At 40.3% G+C, this 20,999-nt stretch carries 23 protein-coding genes, 1 tRNA gene and 2 pseudogenes; 10 read left to right on the top strand and 16 right to left on the bottom strand.

What is annotated here, in order from left to right:
- Positions 1 to 42: 42 nt before the first annotated feature.
- On the bottom strand, positions 43 to 915 hold the full coding sequence (locus tag V3224_RS18920) for an IS982 family transposase (RefSeq protein WP_334467716.1): 873 nt from the start codon (positions 913 to 915) through the stop codon (positions 43 to 45).
- A 173-nt stretch (positions 916 to 1,088) separates the two neighbouring features.
- Here V3224_RS18920 and mdtH point away from each other — a divergent pair, with 173 nt between their 5' ends.
- Positions 1,089 to 2,288 (top strand): multidrug efflux MFS transporter MdtH, encoded by a 1,200-nt coding sequence (mdtH, locus tag V3224_RS18925; protein ID WP_334472259.1) that lies wholly within the window; start codon positions 1,089 to 1,091, stop codon positions 2,286 to 2,288.
- A gap of 44 nt (positions 2,289 to 2,332) precedes the next feature.
- Positions 2,333 to 2,893: a lipoprotein gene (locus V3224_RS18930; RefSeq protein WP_334472291.1), complete on the top strand. Its 561-nt coding sequence runs from the start codon at positions 2,333 to 2,335 to the stop codon at positions 2,891 to 2,893.
- A gap of 161 nt (positions 2,894 to 3,054) precedes the next feature.
- Here the strand turns inward: V3224_RS18930 and V3224_RS18935 are convergent, their stop codons facing one another.
- Together V3224_RS18935 and V3224_RS18940 are read right to left on the bottom strand one after the other, a co-directional pair.
- Positions 3,055 to 4,029: an IS701 family transposase gene (locus V3224_RS18935; protein ID WP_334472260.1), complete on the bottom strand. Its 975-nt coding sequence runs from the start codon at positions 4,027 to 4,029 to the stop codon at positions 3,055 to 3,057.
- Positions 4,030 to 4,263: 234 nt separating this feature from the next.
- Entirely contained in the window at positions 4,264 to 4,791 is a 528-nt protein-coding gene (locus tag V3224_RS18940) for a molecular chaperone (RefSeq protein ID WP_334472261.1), read from the bottom strand.
- Positions 4,792 to 5,001: 210 nt separating this feature from the next.
- On the opposite strand from V3224_RS18940, the gene V3224_RS18945 reads away from it, so the two are divergent.
- Positions 5,002 to 5,091, top strand: a tRNA-Ser gene (locus tag V3224_RS18945).
- 44 nt (positions 5,092 to 5,135) lie between these two features.
- Here the strand turns inward: V3224_RS18945 and V3224_RS18950 are convergent.
- From V3224_RS18950 to hemA, 6 genes and pseudogenes are all read right to left on the bottom strand, one after another.
- Positions 5,136 to 6,022, bottom strand: a pseudogene (locus V3224_RS18950) (TIGR01212 family radical SAM protein).
- 10 nt (positions 6,023 to 6,032) lie between these two features.
- Positions 6,033 to 6,887, bottom strand: coding sequence for a 3-deoxy-8-phosphooctulonate synthase (kdsA, locus tag V3224_RS18955; RefSeq protein ID WP_334472262.1), 855 nt, complete (start codon positions 6,885 to 6,887; stop codon positions 6,033 to 6,035).
- Between the two features lie 46 nt (positions 6,888 to 6,933).
- Positions 6,934 to 7,742: pseudogene (sirB1, locus tag V3224_RS18960) on the bottom strand (invasion regulator SirB1).
- The gene (gene prmC / locus V3224_RS18965) at positions 7,726 to 8,577 is read right to left on the bottom strand and encodes a peptide chain release factor N(5)-glutamine methyltransferase (RefSeq protein ID WP_334472263.1); all 852 of its coding nucleotides are present in this window, start codon (positions 8,575 to 8,577) and stop codon (positions 7,726 to 7,728) included. The pseudogene sirB1 and the gene prmC overlap by 17 nt, the downstream one beginning before the upstream one ends.
- Complete coding sequence (prfA, locus tag V3224_RS18970) at positions 8,577 to 9,659, bottom strand: peptide chain release factor 1 (protein ID WP_334472264.1); 1,083 nt, start codon at positions 9,657 to 9,659, stop codon at positions 8,577 to 8,579. The genes prmC and prfA overlap by 1 nt, the downstream gene beginning before the upstream one ends.
- A 29-nt stretch (positions 9,660 to 9,688) precedes the next feature.
- On the bottom strand, positions 9,689 to 10,951 hold the full coding sequence (gene hemA, locus V3224_RS18975; protein ID WP_334472265.1) for a glutamyl-tRNA reductase: 1,263 nt from the start codon (positions 10,949 to 10,951) through the stop codon (positions 9,689 to 9,691).
- A 244-nt stretch (positions 10,952 to 11,195) separates the two neighbouring features.
- On the opposite strand from hemA, the gene lolB reads away from it, so the two are divergent.
- From lolB to prs, 3 genes are all read left to right on the top strand, one after another.
- The gene (lolB, locus tag V3224_RS18980; RefSeq protein WP_052044920.1) at positions 11,196 to 11,849 is read left to right on the top strand and encodes a lipoprotein insertase outer membrane protein LolB; all 654 of its coding nucleotides are present in this window, start codon (positions 11,196 to 11,198) and stop codon (positions 11,847 to 11,849) included.
- Positions 11,846 to 12,706 carry a 4-(cytidine 5'-diphospho)-2-C-methyl-D-erythritol kinase gene (gene ispE, locus V3224_RS18985; protein ID WP_334472266.1) on the top strand — a complete coding sequence of 287 codons (861 nt, stop codon included), beginning with the start codon at positions 11,846 to 11,848 and terminating at the stop codon, positions 12,704 to 12,706. The genes lolB and ispE overlap by 4 nt, the downstream gene beginning before the upstream one ends.
- 71 nt (positions 12,707 to 12,777) lie before the next feature.
- Positions 12,778 to 13,725, top strand: coding sequence for a ribose-phosphate diphosphokinase (prs, locus tag V3224_RS18990; protein ID WP_334472267.1), 948 nt, complete (start codon positions 12,778 to 12,780; stop codon positions 13,723 to 13,725).
- A 107-nt stretch (positions 13,726 to 13,832) separates the two neighbouring features.
- On the opposite strand, the gene V3224_RS18995 is transcribed toward prs, so the two are convergent.
- Positions 13,833 to 13,982: a DUF2583 family protein gene (locus tag V3224_RS18995; RefSeq protein WP_442890711.1), complete on the bottom strand. Its 150-nt coding sequence runs from the start codon at positions 13,980 to 13,982 to the stop codon at positions 13,833 to 13,835.
- 55 nt (positions 13,983 to 14,037) lie between these two features.
- Here V3224_RS18995 and V3224_RS19000 point away from each other — a divergent pair, with 55 nt between their 5' ends.
- A complete protein-coding gene (locus tag V3224_RS19000; protein WP_334472268.1) occupies positions 14,038 to 15,012 on the top strand; it encodes an IS701 family transposase in 975 nt (324 codons plus the stop codon).
- Here the strand turns inward: V3224_RS19000 and V3224_RS19005 are convergent.
- The gene (locus tag V3224_RS19005; RefSeq protein ID WP_334472269.1) at positions 14,972 to 15,157 is read right to left on the bottom strand and encodes a DUF2583 family protein; all 186 of its coding nucleotides are present in this window, start codon (positions 15,155 to 15,157) and stop codon (positions 14,972 to 14,974) included. The two genes, V3224_RS19000 and V3224_RS19005, sit on opposite strands and share 41 nt — an antisense overlap.
- A gap of 295 nt (positions 15,158 to 15,452) precedes the next feature.
- Here V3224_RS19005 and pth point away from each other — a divergent pair, with 295 nt between their 5' ends.
- Both pth and ychF read left to right on the top strand, forming a co-directional pair.
- The gene (gene pth, locus V3224_RS19010; protein ID WP_334472270.1) at positions 15,453 to 16,043 is read left to right on the top strand and encodes an aminoacyl-tRNA hydrolase; all 591 of its coding nucleotides are present in this window, start codon (positions 15,453 to 15,455) and stop codon (positions 16,041 to 16,043) included.
- A 119-nt stretch (positions 16,044 to 16,162) separates the two neighbouring features.
- Positions 16,163 to 17,254 carry a redox-regulated ATPase YchF gene (ychF, locus tag V3224_RS19015; protein ID WP_334472271.1) on the top strand — a complete coding sequence of 364 codons (1,092 nt, stop codon included), beginning with the start codon at positions 16,163 to 16,165 and terminating at the stop codon, positions 17,252 to 17,254.
- Between the two features lie 124 nt (positions 17,255 to 17,378).
- On the opposite strand, the gene V3224_RS19020 is transcribed toward ychF, so the two are convergent.
- Complete coding sequence (locus V3224_RS19020) at positions 17,379 to 18,353, bottom strand: IS701 family transposase (protein ID WP_334472272.1); 975 nt, start codon at positions 18,351 to 18,353, stop codon at positions 17,379 to 17,381.
- A gap of 617 nt (positions 18,354 to 18,970) precedes the next feature.
- On the opposite strand from V3224_RS19020, the gene V3224_RS19025 reads away from it, so the two are divergent.
- Positions 18,971 to 19,126, top strand: coding sequence for a hypothetical protein (locus tag V3224_RS19025; protein ID WP_334467759.1), 156 nt, complete (start codon positions 18,971 to 18,973; stop codon positions 19,124 to 19,126).
- 7 nt (positions 19,127 to 19,133) lie between these two features.
- Here the strand turns inward: V3224_RS19025 and V3224_RS19030 are convergent, their stop codons facing one another.
- The 4 genes from V3224_RS19030 to V3224_RS19045 form a co-directional block, all read right to left on the bottom strand.
- Positions 19,134 to 19,775, bottom strand: coding sequence for a hypothetical protein (locus tag V3224_RS19030; RefSeq protein WP_334467757.1), 642 nt, complete (start codon positions 19,773 to 19,775; stop codon positions 19,134 to 19,136).
- Between the two features lie 106 nt (positions 19,776 to 19,881).
- Positions 19,882 to 20,256 (bottom strand): Mor transcription activator family protein, encoded by a 375-nt coding sequence (locus V3224_RS19035; RefSeq protein WP_334467755.1) that lies wholly within the window; start codon positions 20,254 to 20,256, stop codon positions 19,882 to 19,884.
- Positions 20,250 to 20,672: a gp16 family protein gene (locus V3224_RS19040; protein ID WP_334467753.1), complete on the bottom strand. Its 423-nt coding sequence runs from the start codon at positions 20,670 to 20,672 to the stop codon at positions 20,250 to 20,252. Before V3224_RS19040 ends, V3224_RS19035 begins: the two co-directional genes overlap by 7 nt.
- A gap of 137 nt (positions 20,673 to 20,809) precedes the next feature.
- Positions 20,810 to 20,989 (bottom strand): hypothetical protein, encoded by a 180-nt coding sequence (locus V3224_RS19045; protein ID WP_334467751.1) that lies wholly within the window; start codon positions 20,987 to 20,989, stop codon positions 20,810 to 20,812.
- Positions 20,990 to 20,999 lie beyond the last annotated feature (10 nt).

Below are 20,999 nucleotides of genomic sequence, written 5' to 3' on the forward strand. Positions count from 1 at the left end.
ATATCTAATTTACTAACCTGAGTTCGGGATAAGCATTATCAATTATACTTGAAGATACGTACCTGCAACAGGTATCTTTGGTTTAGATGGCATTAAACAATATGCAACCAGTCCGCCTAATAAATTCACTACAAAGTTAGCCGGAGAGCGATGTCGCGTATGCTCTATTTGACAAAGATTTTTTAACTCATCAAATACCGTTTCAATGACAGAACGATGACGCAAGATGGCTTTGTCGAAACAAGTCTGTTTAATAGGCTTCATTTTCTTCTTGATATTCGTTATAAGGCTAATTCCCATCGTTTTGAGTTGCTGTTTCAGTGAAGCCGATAAATACCCTTTATCTGCGTACAAACAACCAGAAAGATCCTTTGTCAGCTCAGGCAATGGTTTCCGATCATCGGTGTTTCCTGGTGTGAGTCGAAAACTGAGTATTTCCCCCAAATGATTGATAATTACATGAAGCTTGAAACCAAAGAACCAACCTGTTGAATTTTTTCCCCGTTCAGCTATCCCATTGAAGACTTTATGTCTGCGGATCCGTAAGTTATCACACACCGCTATCGGAGTAGAATCGGCAACCGATAGCCCCGTGCATTTTCCCTTAATTGACTCAAACAGTGCCGTTAACGCTAAGGCACTACGCGGAAGTAACTCTACACAGCGTGAATAGGATGGCAAGTTAGGAAATTCCTTCCGGAGATATAAGCGGACATAATAGAGATAAAATACCTTGAATTGCCTGAATCGGAGTTGATGAAACAACACAACCAGTGTCATCATTTCCGCCAACGAAAGCTGAGTAGACCGTCTACGACGCTTAGTACCGTTAGTCAGCAAATATTCATGCATTTTTGGCTCGAAGTCTTTGCAAAAATCATCCATCAGGCAATAAAGTTCAGTAAGATTTTCCATAATTGTTTAACAATGCTCTACTCTTTAACCAGACTGTTAGAGTATTTTAACAAAACAGGCTCATTCAACTATTTGAATATCAAGACTTTCTCTTTATTTCTTATCCCGAACTCAGGTTAATTTACTAGTATTATATTTACAAAATATCACTGTATGATGCCAAATGGTGTTCAATGTCTCCGGTAACGCAAGCGCGAACCCTCGGTAAATATTTTCTTTTACTCGATAATATGTTAGTCGTGTTGGGTTTTTTTGTCGTCTTTCCACTGATATCGATCCACTTTGTTGAGCAATTAGGTTGGCCTGGCTTGGTGGTTGGTTTTGCCCTTGCCCTTAGACAATTATTTCAACAAGGTTTAAGCATTTTTGGCGGTGCTATAGCCGATCGTTTCGGCGCTAAGCCAATGATAGTGCTAGGCATGTTATTACGTGCTATCGGTTTCGCTTTAATGGCCATGGCTACCGTTCCATGGATTTTGTGGCTATCTTGCGTTCTGTCAGCCCTAGGCGGGACTTTATTTGATCCTCCTCGTACCGCCTTAGTCATTAAACTGACCAAACCACATGAACGAGGGCGTTTTTATTCATTATTAATGCAAGATAGTGCCGGCGCTGTTCTCGGAGCCCTGCTCGGTGGCTGGCTTTTACTGTATGATTTTCAGTTTGTTTGTTGGGCAGGTACGATAATTTTCATTATCGCAGCCATTTCAAACGCCTGGCTGTTGCCTGCTTACCGTATCTCGGCTAGCCGGATATCGATTCGTACCGGGATGGGTAAAGTTTTTCGCGATCAACGTTTTTTAAAATATGTGCTTACTCTGACTGGCTATTTTATTTTATACGTACAAGTTATGTTAATGTTTCCGATTGTCGTTAATGAGATAGCCGGCTCACCGACGGCTATTAAATGGATGTATGCCATTGAAGCCATTATCTCTTTAACTTTACTTTATCCCATCGCCCGTTGGAGTGAAAAGCATTTTCGCCTCGAACAACGGTTAATGACCGGTTTACTTCTGATGAACCTGGCCATGCTTCCTATTGGTTTTACCCATTCACTGACGCTACTTTTTACCCTGATTAGTCTGTTTTATTTAGGTACCATCACTGCTGAGCCAGCACGTGAAACATTGAGCGCATCACTGGCAGATCCTCATGCTCGTGGCAGTTATATGGGTTTTAGCCGATTAGGCCATGCCTTAGGTGGTGCAATAGGCTTTATCGGTGGTGGCTGGCTATATGATATCGGACATCGGTGGGGTTTACCGGCACTACCTTGGCATCTGTTAACCATAATAGGATTATTAACCTTATGGGCTTTGCACCAACAATTTAATCAGCAGAAAAAAACTATCATTTATAACGATAAATAGTTGTGTACAATCTTGCTACCAAAATTACAGGAGAAAAACAAAACATGAAGCACTTTTTTGTCGGAGCACTATTGTTACTATCTGGAGTGATAGCCGGATGCGATCAATTAACCGAATTCAGTATTAGTGAAGATACCATTAATAACTATCTCAGCAAACATACCCACTATAGTAAAAAAATAGGTATTGCCGGACTTGCTGATGCTAGTATCGATCTAGCCAATCTTGCTACTCAAATTGGTCGGACTGAACCGAATAAAATTACCTTAACGGGAGTAGCTAAAATTAAGCTTGAAACACTATTAGGTTCAACACATGCAGAAGTCTCTTTAGCTATCACTTCACTGCCCTATTTTGACGTAGCTACCGGTGCTATCTATTTAAAAGAATTGACAATCTCTGATCAAAAAATTACACCGGAAAAAATGGCCAGTACAATTACCACAATACTGCCGATTGTTAATAACTCCTTAAAAGCCTATTTTGAAAAAAATCCTGTCTATTTATTGCAACCAGAAAAAAGTAAAGCAGAAGCATTGGCCAAGAAAATCGCTAAAGGACTTGAAGTCAAACCGGGTAAGTTAGTTATTCCATTAGTAGAATAAATAACTTAGTAGTCAATAGGAAATAACAGGCGCTATGTACTCGCCTGTTAGATTTAAAGAATAAGTTACAGCGTCACTAATTGTCAGCCAGCTCCTCTCGCAATGCAACTAAAGCTTCACCCGTTATCATAACGAGAGTAGGACACGAGTTTCGCACAAAACTAATTTGGGTACGCTAATAAAACACGGATTTGCTCAGTAATAGCACTTTTGATTACGTCCCAATTTTGTTGATAAAGGGTTATTTTTTCAGATATACGACGTTTATGTTGTTCAAACCACGCAGAAATAGCGAGAAAAATATGATTTCTTTGCGCTCGGCTCGTGCGAGCCTGACAGCGTTCAATACCACAGTTTTGTTTAACTTCTCGATGATAAACTTCAACAGACCAACGGGCATCCATGATAAATTTGAGATATTGACGGGTGGGATTCTCTTTGTTTGTTACTATGTAATCAATACGGCCGTTTTTGGCTGTAAATTTGAAAACGGTTACCCAACCATATCCTCGCAAGTGTATTGACGTTCCTTCTTCTGAGATGTCTAACTTGTTCAGTTGTTTGTTATGGTTAACAATCCTATTTTTCCTCAGCGTGTTTACCCAGATCCAACCATGAAAACGAATTGATTTCAGGTTATCCAGGCTAGAATACCAAGCATCCATCACTACGGCTTCTGGCATGATCCCTCTTTTTTTAGCAAGAGTGAGCATTTCGGAAAAGTGCGTGTTTTTTGTTTTTCCATCAGAATCTTTATCATAAATACGATAATTGATAGGAATTGATTCAACCTTCGTCAGATCATGCCAAAGCAAATTAACTAAACCTATGCCAGCAATAACATCATGTTCATTACCTGAATATCGATAATGGACCATCTCTATTTTTTTACTACGTGTTTTGGCAATCAATGTATCATCGGCAATTAGTACGCAAGGGCTTTTTTTGTCTATAGAAGGTTCAACTAATCGCCATAGGTCTTTAGGTCTAAAACATCTACTTTTTAGCCATCGGCTAACAGTGTCATGAGATAAAGGCGATGGGCTTACTTCTGATAACGCTAAACCAGAGTATCTTAAACTGCTTACTTGTAAGAATGTTTTATAGATATCTTTAATACATGGATAACCCGACAAAATATGAACACCCTGATTTTTTCTTGTTTTTAAATTTATACTTCTTTTTTGGAGATTGCGAAACTCGTGTAGGACACGAGTTTCGCACCAATAAAAAAACGCTCTATTTTTAAGTTTAATTCAGCATAATATGTAAATAGATAAAACCTTATAAATTAAATATAACTTATTGTAAATTAAGTAAATTTATGCATTTCAGTAACTTGCAGATTAATCATTACTTTTAAGCCATTTCTAGAATTTTATAGGCCTGTGCGAAACTCGTGTAGGATAAAAATCACTTACTGCATGGGTTTCCACTTGGCTAAAAAATGATTCACTCGCAGATAAAATAAACTGATCAAATAATTGAATTTGTGTTAATAGCGGATCCTGCGCTGCATTATCCTCCAACCAAGATGCTGCCAATAATAAAGCTGCAAAACGATCAGCTTTTTCCGCTGATAATGGTATTCCATTTGCCACTAAAAATTCATTAACCGCCGTTGCTGATATTTCACTATATTGACTAATGCCGTTAGCAATAGCTGAGGTAGGATCAAGAAACAATTGCTTAAAATCTTTAATTACTAACGCTAAATCCTGGCTACTAGCGGCTAGTTGCGTTAATAATTCATCTTGTTCTAAAGGCCAAGATAATTTCAATTGATTTTGACTAATCAATTCAAATAAAGGTTTAGTAATAGGATCCTCTGGGGAACGATTAAACAATGTTCCTAGTATTCGGCAAATCACGGAAAATTCATTCATTATTTTTTCCAACTTATGCTATGCATTTAATAATTTTACTTGTTAGTAAGAACAATAAAACCTTGGCGGTAATATCGAATATATTTTCAACAAATTGTTCTTTATTTATCTTATTAACTGCAAAAAAAGACAAAAGTTGCAATATATTATTGACGGTTAGTCTGCTTTTTCCTATAGTAGCGCCCCATCATTCTAGTATCCTACTATATTAAAATAATAACCGGTGAGGTGTCCGAGTGGCCGAAGGAGCACGCCTGGAAAGTGTGTATACGTGAAAACGTATCGAGGGTTCGAATCCCTCCCTCACCGCCATATAAAATATCTGCCAACAACCTATTTTAGTTCCCTCCACAAACTTAAATTGCAGAGCCCTGGCCGCCATACTGACAGAGATATTGATATAACGCATTCATGCCTAACCAACGATTTGCACACCAATCTGGCGCGAGTAAAGTCGGCCGACGCGCATTGGCACAAATACGATGATAAATAATATTTTTTGGTGTGTGACGGATCATTTCTCCGGCCATTTCCACGTACTCAGTTAACTCAAGTTATAACAAACGCCCAGCACGCCAAGCCTTCGCCATTATACTACCATCAACAATATGTAATGGATGCAATTTAATACCATCAACACCAGTATCGATAACACGAGATATTGTTTGCAGATTTTCGCTAGCTGTTTCACCTGGTAGGCCAACAATTAGGTGAACACAAACATTTAATCCCTTTTTGCCGGCAATCTGAGCAATTTTTTGATAACTGGCAAAATTATGGCCTCGATTGATCTTTTTTAGGGTTTTATCATGGGATGTTTGTAAACCTAGTTCCAACCAGATTTCATATCCTTGCTGATGATATTCTACTAATAAATCCAATACTGGTTGCGAAACACAATCTGGTCGCGTAATATATTGGCCTGATTTAATGCCTGTTGATATAACTCCTTTAAAATTGAAACTTCAGCATAAGTATTGGTATAAGCTTGAAAATAAGCCAGATAACGTTGAGCACGATGGATTTTTTTTACTTTTTGCGCTATCTGTTGCTGGATGGAAAATTGCTGTTGCTGCTCATCGGAAAAAGAAGCAACATTGCAAAAGGTACAGCCGCCACGTCCTAAGGAGCCATCACGATTAGGGCAATTAAAACCACCGTGCAAACTGATCTTATGAATTTTTTCACCATAGCGGCGCTGAAGATCAGCCCCAAACATAGTAACAACATCATTTAACTGCATAAAATAACAATTAATTAGCGGTATCTAATTGGGCAAAGCTTTTCACCAAATCATCGATAGCTTTAACCTGTTCAAGAAATGGCGCTAATTTTGCTAATGGCAGTGCTGATTGCCCATCACATTTTGCGTTAGCCGGATCAGGATGTGCTTCCAGAAATAATCCCGCTAAACCGACTGCCATACCCGCTCTCGCCAACTCAGCAACCTGTGCACGGCGACCGCCGGAAGCAGAACCAAAAGGATCACGACATTGCAATGCATGAGTAACGTCAAAAATAACCGGAGAACCCTTTGATACATTCATCATGACATTGAAGCCTAACATATCGACAACCAAATTATCATAACCAAAGTTTACCCCACGATCACAGAGAATAACTTTTTCATTACCTGCTTCTTTAAATTTCTCAACAATATTTCCCATTTGTCCAGGGCTTACAAATTGGGGTTTTTTAACATTAATGACTGCACCGGTTTTGGCCATCGCTTCAACCAGGTCAGTTTGCCGGGCTAAAAAAGCCGGTAGTTGAATAACGTCAACCACCTCAGCAACCGGTGCCGCTTGCGCTGGCTCATGAACATCCGTAATTACTTTAACGCCAAATGTTTGTTTGATTTCTTGAAAAATTTTCATTCCTTCTTCAAGCCCAGGGCCGCGATAAGAATGAATCGAAGAACGGTTCGCTTTGTCGAAGGAAGCCTTAAAAACATAAGGAATGTTAAGCTTGTCCGTTACGGTGACATAATGTTCGCAAATCTTCATTGCCAAATCGCGCGATTCAAGCACATTCATACCACCGAATAATACAAATGGTAGATTATTTGCCACTTTGATATCATCAACGGCGACTACTTTATATTGCATGCTTTTACCTTTTCTATGACAGCAAATTAGTGACGATTTTTAATGATCAATGCAATATAATCTGCTGCCCTTCTATTGAATAGATTTGCATTTTTATCATTTCGGAAACAGGATCTTCTGGACATTGCTCAACAAAATAATTTAAATCAGAAATGGCAACATGATTACATTCAAGATGAGCAAAAATAAGTCCTCTATCACGTATTTCATAAGGATCTTTCGGATCAAAAATTAATAATGTTTCACAAACTCTTAGCGCTTGTTCCATTTTTTTTCTTCCATCAACGCTGCTTTTATTGTATCAAACATTTTTCGTATGATAATTCTATGCGCAGTTTCTTCTATGTCTTTTCGCGTCAAATGAGCAAAAGGGCTAATTGTTCCCTTGACCCATAAATCAAGCATCTGCTCGGTGAGCGTTTCACCATTTATCGGGTTAATATACCAATAAGTACCATCTTCTCGGCGAACACATAGAATAAGCTGAGTCAGAAAAATAATCGGTATCACCGGCAACTGCAATTCAGTGGCAACATGCAAAAAAATTGTTCCCAATGAAACAGGTGCCCCCTGTCTTGCTATTAGCACTTTATCCAGCCAAAGGGCCTCAGAAAGCGAATAAACCCCCATTACACCGCTAAAAAGCCAGTCTCGATAAAACAACTTTAGTAATATAGATACTTGCGTTTCTATACCATCACCAGCTTGTATTGTTTGTCTTGCTTCGGCAACCAGAAGCCTAAGTTGTGCATTGACTTGTTCAACAGGAAAATCTGGCCGAATAATCCGTGAAACAAGTATAATACCTTCGCTCAGTGGTGCTTTATTAAATTCAAAATCAGCTATGGTTTTCATCACATTTCCATTGACCTACTGTAATACGATCATTACCACCATAATCCTGAAAAGTTACTACCTGTTGATAATGATGACAGGAAAATAACTGCCTTACTTGCCTTCCCTGCAACCACCCGTGTTCGAGTAAAAGCCATCCCTTATTAGCTAAATAGTTACGCGATTGTTCAATTATCAATTGAATATCAGCCAACCCATGATTGGCCGATATTAATGCTGTTTTAGGTTCAAAACGCACATCACCTTGTTGTAAATGTGGATCACATTCATCAATATAAGGTGGATTACTGACAATCATATCAAATTGCTGAATAGGTAGTGAACTAAACCAATTACTTTTGCAAAATTGGACATTATTAATTACCAAATTATTTGCATTAAGCTGGGCTAGCGTAATTGCCGCATCACTAATATCGATACCAACTATCTGCGCTTGTGGACATTCTGATGCTAAAGCTAACGCCACAGCACCGGTACCCGTCCCCAAATCTAATATTTTTACTGCTTGCTTTTCTGGTAATAATTGTAATGCTCGCTCAACTAAGCACTCTGTATCCGCACGAGGTATTAACGTAACAGGTGAAACTTTCATTGGTAACGACCAAAACTCTTTTTCTTCTGCTAAATGGGCGATAGGCTCACCTTTAGCCCGACGAGCTAATAGATGTTCAAGCTGTTGTTGTTGCTTAACGGTTAATTCTGTTTCGCCAAATGCAATAAGGAAAGTCCGTGTTTTGCCGGTTATATATTGCAACAAAATTTCAGCATCACGTTTAGCGCTATCACTATGACAAAGTTTATTAGCCGCATAGGATAACCAATGCTGATAATTCATTAATCCTGCTCTGATAAAGCAGAGAGTTGATCTGCTTGATATTCGTTAATAATCGGTTGAATTAACATATCTAATTTTCCCTCTATCACTTCATCTAAACGATAGAGAGTTAAATTGATACGATGATCAGTAATGCGGCCTTGGGGAAAATTATAAGTTCTGATCCTATCGGAACGATCACCTGAGCCGAGTAAATTACGGCGCTCAGACGCTTCTGCTTCACGGCGTTTTTGCACTTCCGATGCACGAATACGGGCAGCTAAAACTGACAGCGCTTTGGCTTTATTTTTATGCTGAGAACGTTCATCCTGACACTCGACCACAATTCCAGTTGGAATATGGGTAATACGGATCGCGGAGTCAGTGGTATTAACATGCTGTCCGCCAGCGCCTGATGAACGAAAAGTATCAATTCTTAAGTCACTAGGGTTGATATCCGGTAGCTCTGTTGCTGGAATTTCAGCCAGAATGGCTACTGTACAAGCAGATGTATGAATACGCCCTTGAGATTCAGTCTCCGGTACGCGCTGGACACGATGTCCCCCTGACTCAAACTTTAGACGGCCATACACACTATCACCAGAAACTTTGGCGATAATTTCTTTGTAACCACCGTGTTCTCCTTCACTGGCATTCATAACTTCAATTCGCCAGCGACGGGATTCAGCATAGCGGCTATACATTCTAAAAAGATCACCGGCAAATATTGCCGCCTCACCACCACCGGTACCGGCCCGAATTTCTAAAAAGCAATTTTTTTCATCATCGGGATCTTTTGGTAACAACAAAATCTGTAATTGTTGTTCAAATTCCTCATTACGCTTTTTCGCTTCTTTTAATTCGTCCTGAGCCATCTCGCGCATTTCAGGATCATGCAATAATATTTCAGCCGTCTCAATATCTTGCTGAACAGTGCGCCATAACTGAAAGCATTTGGTTACATCTGTTAACTGTGCATACTCCTTAGACAACGCCCGGAAACGCTCTTGATCTGCGATCACTTCAGCATCAACCAGGTGTGCTTGAATTTCTTCGTAGCGTTCCTGCAATGCTTCTAACTTAGCAATTATTGAAGACTTCATTCGTTATGTTAGACCTTACTAAAGATAGTTTAATTTTGCTCCAGTCCTAAGCTATCTTTTAAAATATTAAGACGGTGAATATCACCATCTGTCGCTGCTTGCTGGAGTGATTTGGTTGGTGTGTGGATCAGGCGATTCATTAACTGATAGGTCAATTGATTTATCACTTGCTCGCTATCTGCACCATTTCGCAGCGAAGCAAGTGCTTTTTCTGCCATTTCAGCCCTAATTTGCTCTGCCTGACCACGATAATCACGAATTGTATTGACTGATGACTGAGAACGCAACCAATCCATAAAATAAGCACTTTCTTGCTCAACAATAAGCTCAGCCTGAACTGCCGCCATTTTGCGTTGTTCGACATTGCGTTGCACAATCGCATGCAAATCATCAACGCTATAGAGATAAATATTATTTAATCTGTCAACATCAGGTTCAATATCTCGCGGAACAGCAATATCAATCAGCAACATCGGCTTATTACGGCGGACTTTCATTGCCCTTTCAACCATCCCTTTACCAATGATCGGTAAAGGGCTAACAGTAGAACTAATCACAATATCCGCGTCGGCTAAACGGGTATCAATTTCAGCTAAAGTGATAACTTCCGCACCAACTTGATTAGCAAAACGTGCAGCGCGTTCTCGAGTTCGGTTAGCGATAATCAAATGCTTAGCATGATGTTCACGCAGATGGCGCGCAGCCAGTTCGATAGTCTCGCCAGCACCTACCAGTAAAATATGCAATTCAGACAGTGATTCAAAAATCTGACGAGCTAGCGTACAAGCGACAAAAGCAACCGAAACCGCATTAGCGCCAATTTCGGTTTCCGTACGAATACGTTTAGCAACTGAAAATGAGCGTTGAAATAAACGCTCTAACTCACTAGATAACTTTGTATAGTGCTGAGATTTAGAAAATGCTTGTTTAACTTGACCTAAAATTTGCGGCTCACCTAAGACTAATGAATCTAATCCACTGGCAACACGCATTAAGTGGCTAACAGCAGCATTATCTTGGTGCCAATAAATACTTGTTTTAACATCATTTAAATTTAAACGATGATAGTTACATAACCAATCAATTAATTGATTTTGTAGGGATTCTTGTGAATCAACGCATAGATAAAGCTCAGTACGGTTACATGTAGAGAGCACAACGCCACTATGAACAAGTGGCTGCTGAAGTAAATTATCCAGTGCGTGTTCAATTCTTTCCGGCCCAAAAATTAACCGTTCACGTAACGTTATAGGCGCGGTTTTATGGTTTATACCGAGTGCAAGTAATGTCATATTCACTAAATCAAGTAACTAAATGGTTTCTAAACATCTGTTAAGCACACAAAAATAAAACCAATAACTTTAATAAGGAAATTTTGAGGTAGTATTCTACTTTATGCAACTAGGCAATTAAAGATGTTAAACTAAGCAAATGAATAATTCGGGCATTTTTTCCCAATTGTAGTTACATTCACCTTAATAATTTTCTGATCGATATCAACAAATTAATACCACTTGTGTGAATAGGAAATATTTAATGATACTCATTGCCAAGCAGTTTGCCAGTTTACGTCACTATTGTTACAAATTTATCCCACTAATTGCTGTTTTTTTGACCGCCTGTACATTCAATCAACAATTAACAACTGAAAAAAACGGCTCAATAACCAATCCATTATGGATAAACCACCAGCAGCAACTGGTCAAGTTGACAAAATTTCAAACCCGTGGTGCTTTTGCCTATATTGGCCCAGATAATAAAACCTATGCCAAATTCTTTTGGCAACAATATACGCTGTCTAATTACCGCCTGTTACTGACCAATCCATTAGGAACAACAGAATTAGAGCTCAATGTAACCCCTGGCGTTACCCAGCTAATGGATAGAGAAGGTAAAAAATATGTCAACCATCATCCAGCACAGATGATTTATCAATTAACAGGTATGGAAATTCCGATTGAAAACCTGCCCTATTGGTTAATCGGTTTACCCACTAATGCCACATCATTCACACTAGACGAAAATGGGCTGTTAAAAACCATCGAATATAGGCAAAATGGCGAAACCTGGCATTTGAACTACCTTGCTTATCATCAGGATAGTCAGCCTAAACTACCTAGCCGGATTGAATTAACACAAGGTAAACAACGTATTAAGTTAAAAATGGACAGTTGGACGCTAAACGAATGACATTAACCTGGCCCTCTCCAGCAAAGCTTAACTTATTTCTCTATATTACCGGCCGTCGAGCTGATGGTTACCATCAACTTCAGACTCTGTTCCAATTTCTTAACTATGGTGATGAAATTACCATCAAACCACGTGAAGATAATCAAATTCGGCTGCTTACACCCTTTACTAATCTGTCAGCAGAAAATAACCTTATTGTTAAAGCAGCGCGCTTATTACAACGCTATTGCATTGAAGTAGATCGCGCTGATAGTCATCAAGGTGCCGATATTTATGTTAAGAAAAGATTACCCACCGGTGGTGGTTTAGGCGGTGGCTCTTCTAATGCAGCAACCACATTGATTGCCTTAAATCACCATTGGCAAACTCGTATTGATGATAATACCCTAGCCGAGCTTGGCCGTCAGCTCGGCGCCGATGTTGCGGTATTCGTAATAGGTCATGCCGCTTTCGCGCAAGGCATCGGTGATCAACTTTTGCCAGCCAGTCCTGCAGAAAAATGGTATTTAGTGGCCCACCCTGGAATAAATATTGCTACCCAACAAATTTTTGCTGATCCGGAATTAAAACGTAATTCAGCAAAACGCTCATTAAGCGCATTGTTACAAGGGCCATACGCAAATGATTGTGAACCAATCGCAAGAAAACGTTTCCCTGAGGTTGAAGAGCTTATTTCATGGCTGCTAGAATATACATCATCACGCCTTACCGGCACAGGTGCTTGCGTTTTTGCTGAATTCGAAACTGAAGCTGCTGCCCGTAAGGTGTTAAATAAAGCCCCAGAGTGGGTGCAGGGTTTCGTTGCGCAAGGCGTTAACCAGTCTCCTTTGCATACATTCCGCGCTGGGATTTCCTGATATCGAGATCATCAATAATAATATTTTTTGGTCGATAATATCTTTATAGACGCAAGCCTGAGGTTTTTTACGTGCCTGATATGAAGCTTTTTGCTGGTAATGCTACACCGGAACTTGCTCAACGTGTTGCCAACCGACTGTATACGAGCCTTGGCGACGCTGCGGTTGGTCGTTTTAGTGATGGTGAGGTTAGTGTACAAATTAATGAAAATGTCCGTGGTGGTGATATTTTCATCATACAATCAACGTGTGCCCCAACAAACGACAATTTAATAGAGCTTGTTGTCATGGTTGATGCACTACGCCGTGCATCTGCTGGTCGGATCACCGCTGTCATTCCCTATTTTGGTTATGCACGTCAAGATCGCCGTGTACGTTCAGCACGTGTGCCTATTACCGCTAAAGTAGTGGCCGATTTTCTTTCCAGTGTCGGTGTTGACCGGGTCTTAACTGTCGATCTGCATGCCGAGCAAATCCAGGGGTTTTTTGATGTGCCGGTAGATAACGTTTTTGGTAGTCCGATTTTGTTAGAAGATATGCTACAACAAAATCTAGACAATCCGATCGTCGTTTCACCAGATATAGGCGGAGTAGTACGCGCCCGCGCCATTGCCAAATTATTAAATGATACCGATATGGCCATTATTGATAAACGTCGGCCACGCGCAAACGTTTCCCAAGTTATGCATATCATTGGTGATGTTGCCAATCGAGACTGTGTACTAGTTGATGATATGATAGATACCGGTGGTACCTTGTGTAAAGCCGCTGAAGCACTTAAGGAACGAGGCGCTAAACGGGTCTTTGCATATGCTACCCATCCCATATTTTCTGGTAATGCCGTCGCTAATATTAAAGATTCAGTCATTGATGAGGTGGTTGTTTGTGACACTATTCCCTTATCAGCTGAAATCAAACAGCTCAATAAGGTTCGCTCATTAACGCTATCAGGCATGTTGGCTGAAGCCATTCGCAGGATCAGCAACGAAGAGTCAATCTCAGCGATGTTTGAACACTAAATAATAAATTACGCTCAGTTAAATGTTTAGCTGCCGCATTTATTAACTTAGTACTACCGAAAACCCTTTGATATTTATCACGGGGTTTTTCTTTACTTTAAGATAGATTATCGACGATGGCGCTCGTCAAAATTTCGCAGCCACCAATAACGATCAGCAATGCCCTCATGACCACTCACTCTGGCACCAGCTAACCAAATCAAAGCACCAATAAAAAGACTAATCAGTGATATTTCTGCTAAACACGAGTTTCGCAATCTCCAAAAAAGAAGTATAAATTTAAAAACAAGAAAAAATCAGGGTGTTCATATTTTGTCGGGTTATCCATGTATTAAAGATATCTATAAAACATTCTTACAAGTAAGCAGTTTAAGATACTCTGGTTTAGCGTTATCAGAAGTAAGCCCATCGCCTTTATCTCATGACACTGTTAGCCGATGGCTAAAAAGTAGATGTTTTAGACCTAAAGACCTATGGCGATTAGTTGAACCTTCTATAGACAAAAAAAGCCCTTGCGTACTAATTGCCGATGATACATTGATTGCCAAAACACGTAGTAAAAAAATAGAGATGGTCCATTATCAATATTCAGGTAATGAACATGAGGTTATTGCTGGCATAGGTTTAGTTAATTTGCTTTGGCATGATCTGACGAAGGTTGAATCAATTCCTATCAATTATCGTATTTATGATAAAGATTCTGATGGAAAAACAAAAAACACGCACTTTTCCGAAATGCTCACTCTTGCTAAAAAAAGAGGGATCATGCCAGAAGCGGTAGTGATGGATGCTTGGTATTCTAGCCTGGATAACCTGAAATCAATTCGCTCTCATGGTTGGATCTGGGTAACCACGCTGAGGAAAAATAGGATTGTTAACCATAACAAACAACTGAACAAGTTAGACATCTCAGAAGAAGGAACGTCAATACACTTGCGAGGATATGGTTGGGTAACCGTTTTCAAATTTACAGCCAAAAACGGCCGTATTGATTACATAGTAACAAACAAAGAGAATCCCACCCGTCAATACCTCAAATCTATCATGGATGCCCGTTGGTCTGTTGAAGTTTATCATCGAGAAGTTAAACAAAACTGTGGTATTGAACGCTGTCAGGCTCGCACGAGCCGAGCGCAAAGAAATCATATTTTTCTCGCTATTTCTGCGTGGTTTGAACAACATAAACGTCGTATATCTGAAAAAATAACCCTTTATCAACAAAATTGGGACGTAATCAAAAGTGCTATTACTGAGCAAATCCCTGTTTTATTAGCGTACCCAAATTAGTTTTGTGCGAAACTCGTGCTAAATATTCGGGTAGATTTAATTGAAAAACATGATTGCAAATATTATATGCAATACTGATCACCATAATTGCCATGCCAGTTACCATCAAGCAATTACCTAATAAAAAAGACTGTTTTCTTTTCATATCATACCCTCCAAAATACTTATCACTATGTACAATATTGAATAATAAAAATACCTACTCCTTTGCTATATTATAGTAATAGTTTTCCGACTCAGATTGAGGAAATGATCACATTAGATAATATTTTATTCACAAATCTATACATAAAACTATTTTTATTGAAAAAATAGTAGCCATTATGCAGCTAACCTGATCAACCTATTCTACTGTCATCAAATTTAACTTTTTGTAGTCGGTTGTCAGAAAAGGTAAGCTATGTTCTTTAATTAAAACCACTCAATAGTGAAAGAATATGGTGAGTAACATAAAACTGATCGTCGGTCTGGCTAACCCAGGTTCTGAATACACGTTAACTCGGCATAATGCAGGCGCCTGGTATGTCGAATTATTAGCCAAACAACATAATCAATTACTAAAAGAAGAAAGTAAATTTTTTGGTCATACCGCCAGGATCAACTTGGCAAATAATGATGTTCGCTTACTGATACCGACAACATATATGAATCTTAGTGGAAAATCAGTGTTAGCATTAGCCAGTTTTTATCGTATTAAGCCAGCTGAAATTCTTGTCGCCCATGACGAATTAGGTTTAATGCCAGGCACTGCCAAAATAAAATTAGGTGGCAGCAATGGCGGACATAATGGTCTTAAAGATATTCAAAATAAACTAGGCAACAACCCTAATTTTTATCGTTTACGCATTGGTATTGGTCATCCCGGTGATAAAAATAAAGTTGTCGGCTTTGTGTTGAATAAACCCACCCTCCGGGAACAAAAATTAATCGATGATACCATTGATGAAGCAATACGTTGTACACCAATCCTGCTTAATGAAGGCGTTAATAAAGCAGTAAATCAGTTGCACGCTTTTAAGGCATCGAGTTAATACTATTACATCATATCTTCGGCAAGCTAACTTTTACGTGTATAATCATCGATAAATTCATTCATATTTATCAATTAGCGATACGCGATTGAACAGATAAAAACTAAGGTAACATCTTTATGGGATTTAAATGCGGTATCGTTGGTCTGCCCAATGTAGGAAAATCAACGCTTTTTAATGCTCTGACCAAAGCCGGCATCGAGGCAGCAAACTTCCCTTTTTGTACTATTGAGCCTAATACCGGTGTAGTACCGATGCCCGATCCTCGTCTTGATCAATTGGCGCAAATTGTCAAACCACAGCGAGTACTACCGACAACAATGGAGTTTGTCGACATTGCCGGACTGGTAAAAGGCGCATCTAAAGGCGAAGGTTTAGGCAATCAATTTTTAACTAACATCCGTGAAACTGAAGCGATCGGCCATGTTGTTCGCTGTTTTGACAATGATAACATCATCCATGTTGCCGGCCAGGTTGATCCACTAGCAGATATTGATACCATTAATACTGAATTGGCATTAGCTGACTTAGATACCTGTGAGCGCGCTATTCATCGCATTCAGAAAAAAGCTAAAGGTGGCGACAAAGAAGCAAAAATTGAATTAGACATTTTGACAAAATGTTTACCGCATCTTGAAAACGCAGAGATGCTACGAACTCTAGCGTTAAGTAAAGAAGAAAAAGCCGCCATCCGCTATCTCAGCTTTTTAACCCTCAAACCAACTATGTATATTGCTAATGTGAGTGAAGATGGTTTTAACAACAATCGCCACCTAGATGCAGTGCGGGCCATTGCTGAAAAAGAGGGCTCGGTGGTGGTGCCATTATGTGCGGCCGTTGAAGCCGATATCGCCGAACTGGATGAAGATGAACGCGACGAATTTATGGCTGAGTTAGGTATTGAAGAACCGGGACTAAATCGTGTGATCCGCGCCGGTTATAAGTTACTTAATTTACAAACTTACTTCACTGCCGGGGTCAAAGAAGTTCGCGCCTGGACCATTCCTGTTGGTACCACCGCACCACAAGCGGCCGGTAAAATTCATACCGATTTTGAAAAAGGTTTTATCCGCGCCCAGACAATCTCATTTGCCGATTTTATTCACTATAACGGCGAGCAAGGCGCCAAAGAAGCCGGCAAAATGCGCGCCGAGGGGAAAGATTATATTGTGCAAGATGGCGATGTAATGAACTTTTTGTTTAATGTTTGATACATTCTGGCCGGCTTTATGACATCTCAACACAATCTATAAAGACCGCAAAAACACTAAAATCCCACGCAATTTGCGTGGGATTTTCTATTGATTATGGCTTAATCACGAGTTTCGCACAAAACTAATTTGGGTACGCTAATAAAACACGGATTTGCTCAGTAATAGCACTTTTGATTACGTCCCAATTTTGTTGATAAAGGGTTATTTTTTCAGATATACGACGTTTATGTTGTTCAAACCACGCAGAAATAGCGAGAAAAATATGATTTCTTTGCGCTCGGCTCGTGCGAGCCTGACAGCGTTCAATACCACAGTTTTGTTTAACTTCTCGATGATAAACTTCAACAGACCAACGGGCATCCATGATAGATTTGACGTATTGACGGGTGGGATTCTCTTTGTTTGTTACTATGTAATCAATACGGCCGTTTTTGGCTGTAAATTTGAAAACGGTTACCCAACCATATCCTCGCAAGTGTATTGACGTTCCTTCTTCTGAGATGTCTAACTTGTTCAGTTGTTTGTTATGGTTAACAATCCTATTTTTCCTCAGCGTGGTTACCCAGATCCAACCATGAGAGCGAATTGATTTCAGGTTATCCAGGCTAGAATACCAAGCATCCATCACTACCGCTTCTGGCATGATCCCTCTTTTTTTAGCAAGAGTGAGCATTTCGGAAAAGTGCGTGTTTTTTGTTTTTCCATCAGAATCTTTATCATAAATACGATAATTGATAGGAATTGATTCAACCTTCGTCAGATCATGCCAAAGCAAATTAACTAAACCTATGCCAGCAATAACCTCATGTTCATTACCTGAATATTGATAATGGACCATCTCTATTTTTTTACTACGTGTTTTGGCAATCAATGTATCATCGGCAATTAGTACGCAAGGGCTTTTTTTGTCTATAGAAGGTTCAACTAATCGCCATAGGTCTTTAGGTCTAAAACATCTACTTTTTAGCCATCGGCTAACAGTGTCATGAGATAAAGGCGATGGGCTTACTTCTGATAACGCTAAACCAGAGTATCTTAAACTGCTTACTTGTAAGAATGTTTTATAGATATCTTTAATACATGGATAACCCGACAAAATATGAACACCCTGATTTTTTCTTGTTTTTAAATTTATACTTCTTTTTTGGAGATTGCGAAACTCGTGTTAATTTTTTATGCTAGCTCAATCAAAGACGAGTGCAAAATTGAGTATCACTATGATTACAACCCTTAGTTACCGGAAGCGTGCCAAAAGTGTAACCTCTTTCCCACAGTGCCTCACAAATTTTTTGCCATACCACGCGATAGACACGATCTGTCGGATGAGCTTTATCTGAAGTAGACACTTTACTGTTATGACCCATAATAATATCGTAATTACAGCTATCGATAAATTGATTGCTGGTGATAGGACGTGAGATATTTAAACGGGAAACGTGCGATAAATGTGGATCTACCTGGGACAAACTGGATCTATCTGGGACAAGTCAGAGGGATTAAGTTGCACATAGTGAAACAGAAATCATGTTTTAAAACCCATTAATTGAAACCATCCTCTTTACTGAACTATACTCAATAAACTTCAAGATGCAGGGAAAGGAAGCTTAACGGCCTTACTACCCGTGCTTTTTGCTGAATAGTCGCCTGCATCTTGAAGTATGTTGAGTATAGAATCGAATCTACTACGATTGATTTCATTTAGAGGAAGTTTCCATGACGACCAAGAACAACAATCATGATAGTTCCGACTTTACAGAGAATCCCAAAAATGACCGAGTAGTCACGTTTGAAAAAGATGCCAGCAAGGAGAATAAACCCACCCCATCGCAACAGTCAAATAACCCGCCTGGTATCCGTCCTAAAAAATGAGTGATAGCTAAACCTTAGGAGGCGTGGATGCAGTTTTAATCTTGTTCCTCCTAATTTCCACCCTAGCTATTTGCTCTGCAGGAATGTAGGTCGCCAGCGCCCCCCAGGAGTCATCGATCACACCAGCAAACTCGCGCCATTCATCACTATCTGGTGCGCTATGGTGTGTTACATAAAGAATGACGTCTCCCGTATTGCCCAGCGCAAACGGCCCATTAGGGAGCCCTTCAAAACGAGCCAGAGGCCGCGATAATAACCCGCTGCCATCCTTGAGAATAACAAACACTTCAGTGGCTCGGTACTCAATCTGTCCGAACAGCTGCTGCCACGCGGAATGGGTGCCATCAGACCATGAGATGTTTAAGGCGCGCATGAGCTTGTACATCCATCTACGCCCGTATTTACGCCATACGGCTCCTGTTATTATTGCGGTAACCAGCGCTACAAGGGTTGACCAGTAAACCGCATATACGGCGACGGATTCATAAGCGGTTGCAGATATAAGACCAAAAACTAATGTCGAAAACGTTATGTCAACGGTTTTGTGGTGCTCTTTCAGACCAACATTGGCAATAAAGTATCCAACATAGCCAGAAGCCAGCGTCACCAATGTTGCCCAGGGCAGATTTAGCAGTGATGAATCGAGCATATGAAATATCCTTCTATTGTTTGGTTAGCATTAAACCAATGCTCACTATCTGGTGTATAGGTTATATTTTTCTCTCCGACGTTTCACTATGTGAAACGAGAAACAGTCATCGAGACGGCTTATCTTCATCTTCAAACAGATTGCCCTGGATGCGAGCAATTTCTTCTTTTTTAACCCGTTTTATCACGGAATAAATCCACTGTAGCGAGACTTCGTACTTGCGTGCCAGGGCGCGGTGGTTATGGCCATTGAAGTCGGCAAATATCTCCCGGTCGCGCTGGTTTATTTTCCACATCAGCCCCATCGGGAAATAGACATTTTGCCCGCCCCATACCGCCATCATTTGACTGGCGACGGCATCGCCTATCTGGCTGGCAACAGCGGGGTCAACATCGATAATCTGTCTGACGATCTGCGCCGTGTGGTCGGCCAGCTCAACCAGTAACTCCGGCCCTTTACTGCGAAAGGTATGCTCTAGCATGAGGTTGTCCTTGCCACGCGTTTTTGCCACTGCTTGAGTTTCTCGATAACCTGGCTGGCCTGTTGGCTATCTAGCCAGTAAGGCGAATCACCGCCGGTTTCCCGTTTAACAAAGTGGGCCAGGGCTGTTGCTGACGCATCCCGGACAATGCCCTCATCGGCCATTGCCTGCCACAGGGCCTGCATTTTCTGGATTTGCGGACGGTCGGTCTGCTTTTTCGTCGTGGGTTGAGTCGGCTGGATACGAAAACCTTTGGCTTTTAGGGCGTTTAACACTTGCGCCAGTTGACCGATATTCAGGGCTTTTGCTGATGTTTTCCTCGTTAGCCTGTGCAGCATCTGGCGGTAAGTCGTGTCATCCAGTTTGAGGTGGTGGGCGGCAATATGGATTAACTGCAGGTATTTTTGTCGGGTCATCGGAGGCGTCCTTTATCGTTGTGGTCGGGGTCAGGATTCCTTATGCCATGAATAAAAAAATAATCCTTCGGGTTTTGAAGGATTATAAAATGAATATCGTTATTATACAATTGAATGCAGTAAACGCCGCTTTTCCGCTATGACTTCTTCACGCAAATCGCCTTGGCATCCATATCCTTGAAGGTTTCAAATTTTTCTGCGAACTGTTTGGCGGCCTGTTGACAGGCGGTTGCCGTGTCAAACGCCTGTGTATGCAGCGTGGAAAAAGCATTACCGGCATAGGGACTGGCGTATAGGGCTAAAATTAATATCCACATGATAATTTAT

This window comes from Arsenophonus sp. PmNCSU2021_1, from assembly GCF_036919435.1.
Lineage (GTDB): Bacteria > Pseudomonadota > Gammaproteobacteria > Enterobacterales > Enterobacteriaceae > Arsenophonus > Arsenophonus nilaparvatae.

Bases quoted from the DNA above. Each gene is read 5' to 3' on its own strand.
- V3224_RS19005 (WP_334472269.1), bottom strand. From the start codon at position 15,157: ATGAAAAGAAAACAGTCTTTTTTATTAGGTAATTGCTTGATGGTAACT.
- V3224_RS19030 (WP_334467757.1), bottom strand. From the start codon at position 19,775: ATGCTCGATTCATCACTGCTAAATCTGCCCTGGGCAACATTGGTGACG.
- lolB (WP_052044920.1), top strand. From the start codon at position 11,196: ATGATACTCATTGCCAAGCAGTTTGCCAGTTTACGTCACTATTGTTAC.
- hemA (WP_334472265.1), bottom strand. From the start codon at position 10,951: ATGACATTACTTGCACTCGGTATAAACCATAAAACCGCGCCTATAACG.
- prfA (WP_334472264.1), bottom strand. From the start codon at position 9,659: ATGAAGTCTTCAATAATTGCTAAGTTAGAAGCATTGCAGGAACGCTAC.
- V3224_RS18930 (WP_334472291.1), top strand. From the start codon at position 2,333: ATGAAGCACTTTTTTGTCGGAGCACTATTGTTACTATCTGGAGTGATA.
- ychF (WP_334472271.1), top strand. From the start codon at position 16,163: ATGGGATTTAAATGCGGTATCGTTGGTCTGCCCAATGTAGGAAAATCA.
- V3224_RS19045 (WP_334467751.1), bottom strand. From the start codon at position 20,989: ATGTGGATATTAATTTTAGCCCTATACGCCAGTCCCTATGCCGGTAAT.
- ispE (WP_334472266.1), top strand. From the start codon at position 11,846: ATGACATTAACCTGGCCCTCTCCAGCAAAGCTTAACTTATTTCTCTAT.
- V3224_RS18920 (WP_334467716.1), bottom strand. From the start codon at position 915: ATGGAAAATCTTACTGAACTTTATTGCCTGATGGATGATTTTTGCAAA.
- V3224_RS19035 (WP_334467755.1), bottom strand. From the start codon at position 20,256: ATGCTAGAGCATACCTTTCGCAGTAAAGGGCCGGAGTTACTGGTTGAG.
- prmC (WP_334472263.1), bottom strand. From the start codon at position 8,577: ATGAATTATCAGCATTGGTTATCCTATGCGGCTAATAAACTTTGTCAT.
- kdsA (WP_334472262.1), bottom strand. From the start codon at position 6,887: ATGCAATATAAAGTAGTCGCCGTTGATGATATCAAAGTGGCAAATAAT.
- mdtH (WP_334472259.1), top strand. From the start codon at position 1,089: ATGTCTCCGGTAACGCAAGCGCGAACCCTCGGTAAATATTTTCTTTTA.
- V3224_RS19040 (WP_334467753.1), bottom strand. From the start codon at position 20,672: ATGACCCGACAAAAATACCTGCAGTTAATCCATATTGCCGCCCACCAC.
- V3224_RS19025 (WP_334467759.1), top strand. From the start codon at position 18,971: ATGACGACCAAGAACAACAATCATGATAGTTCCGACTTTACAGAGAAT.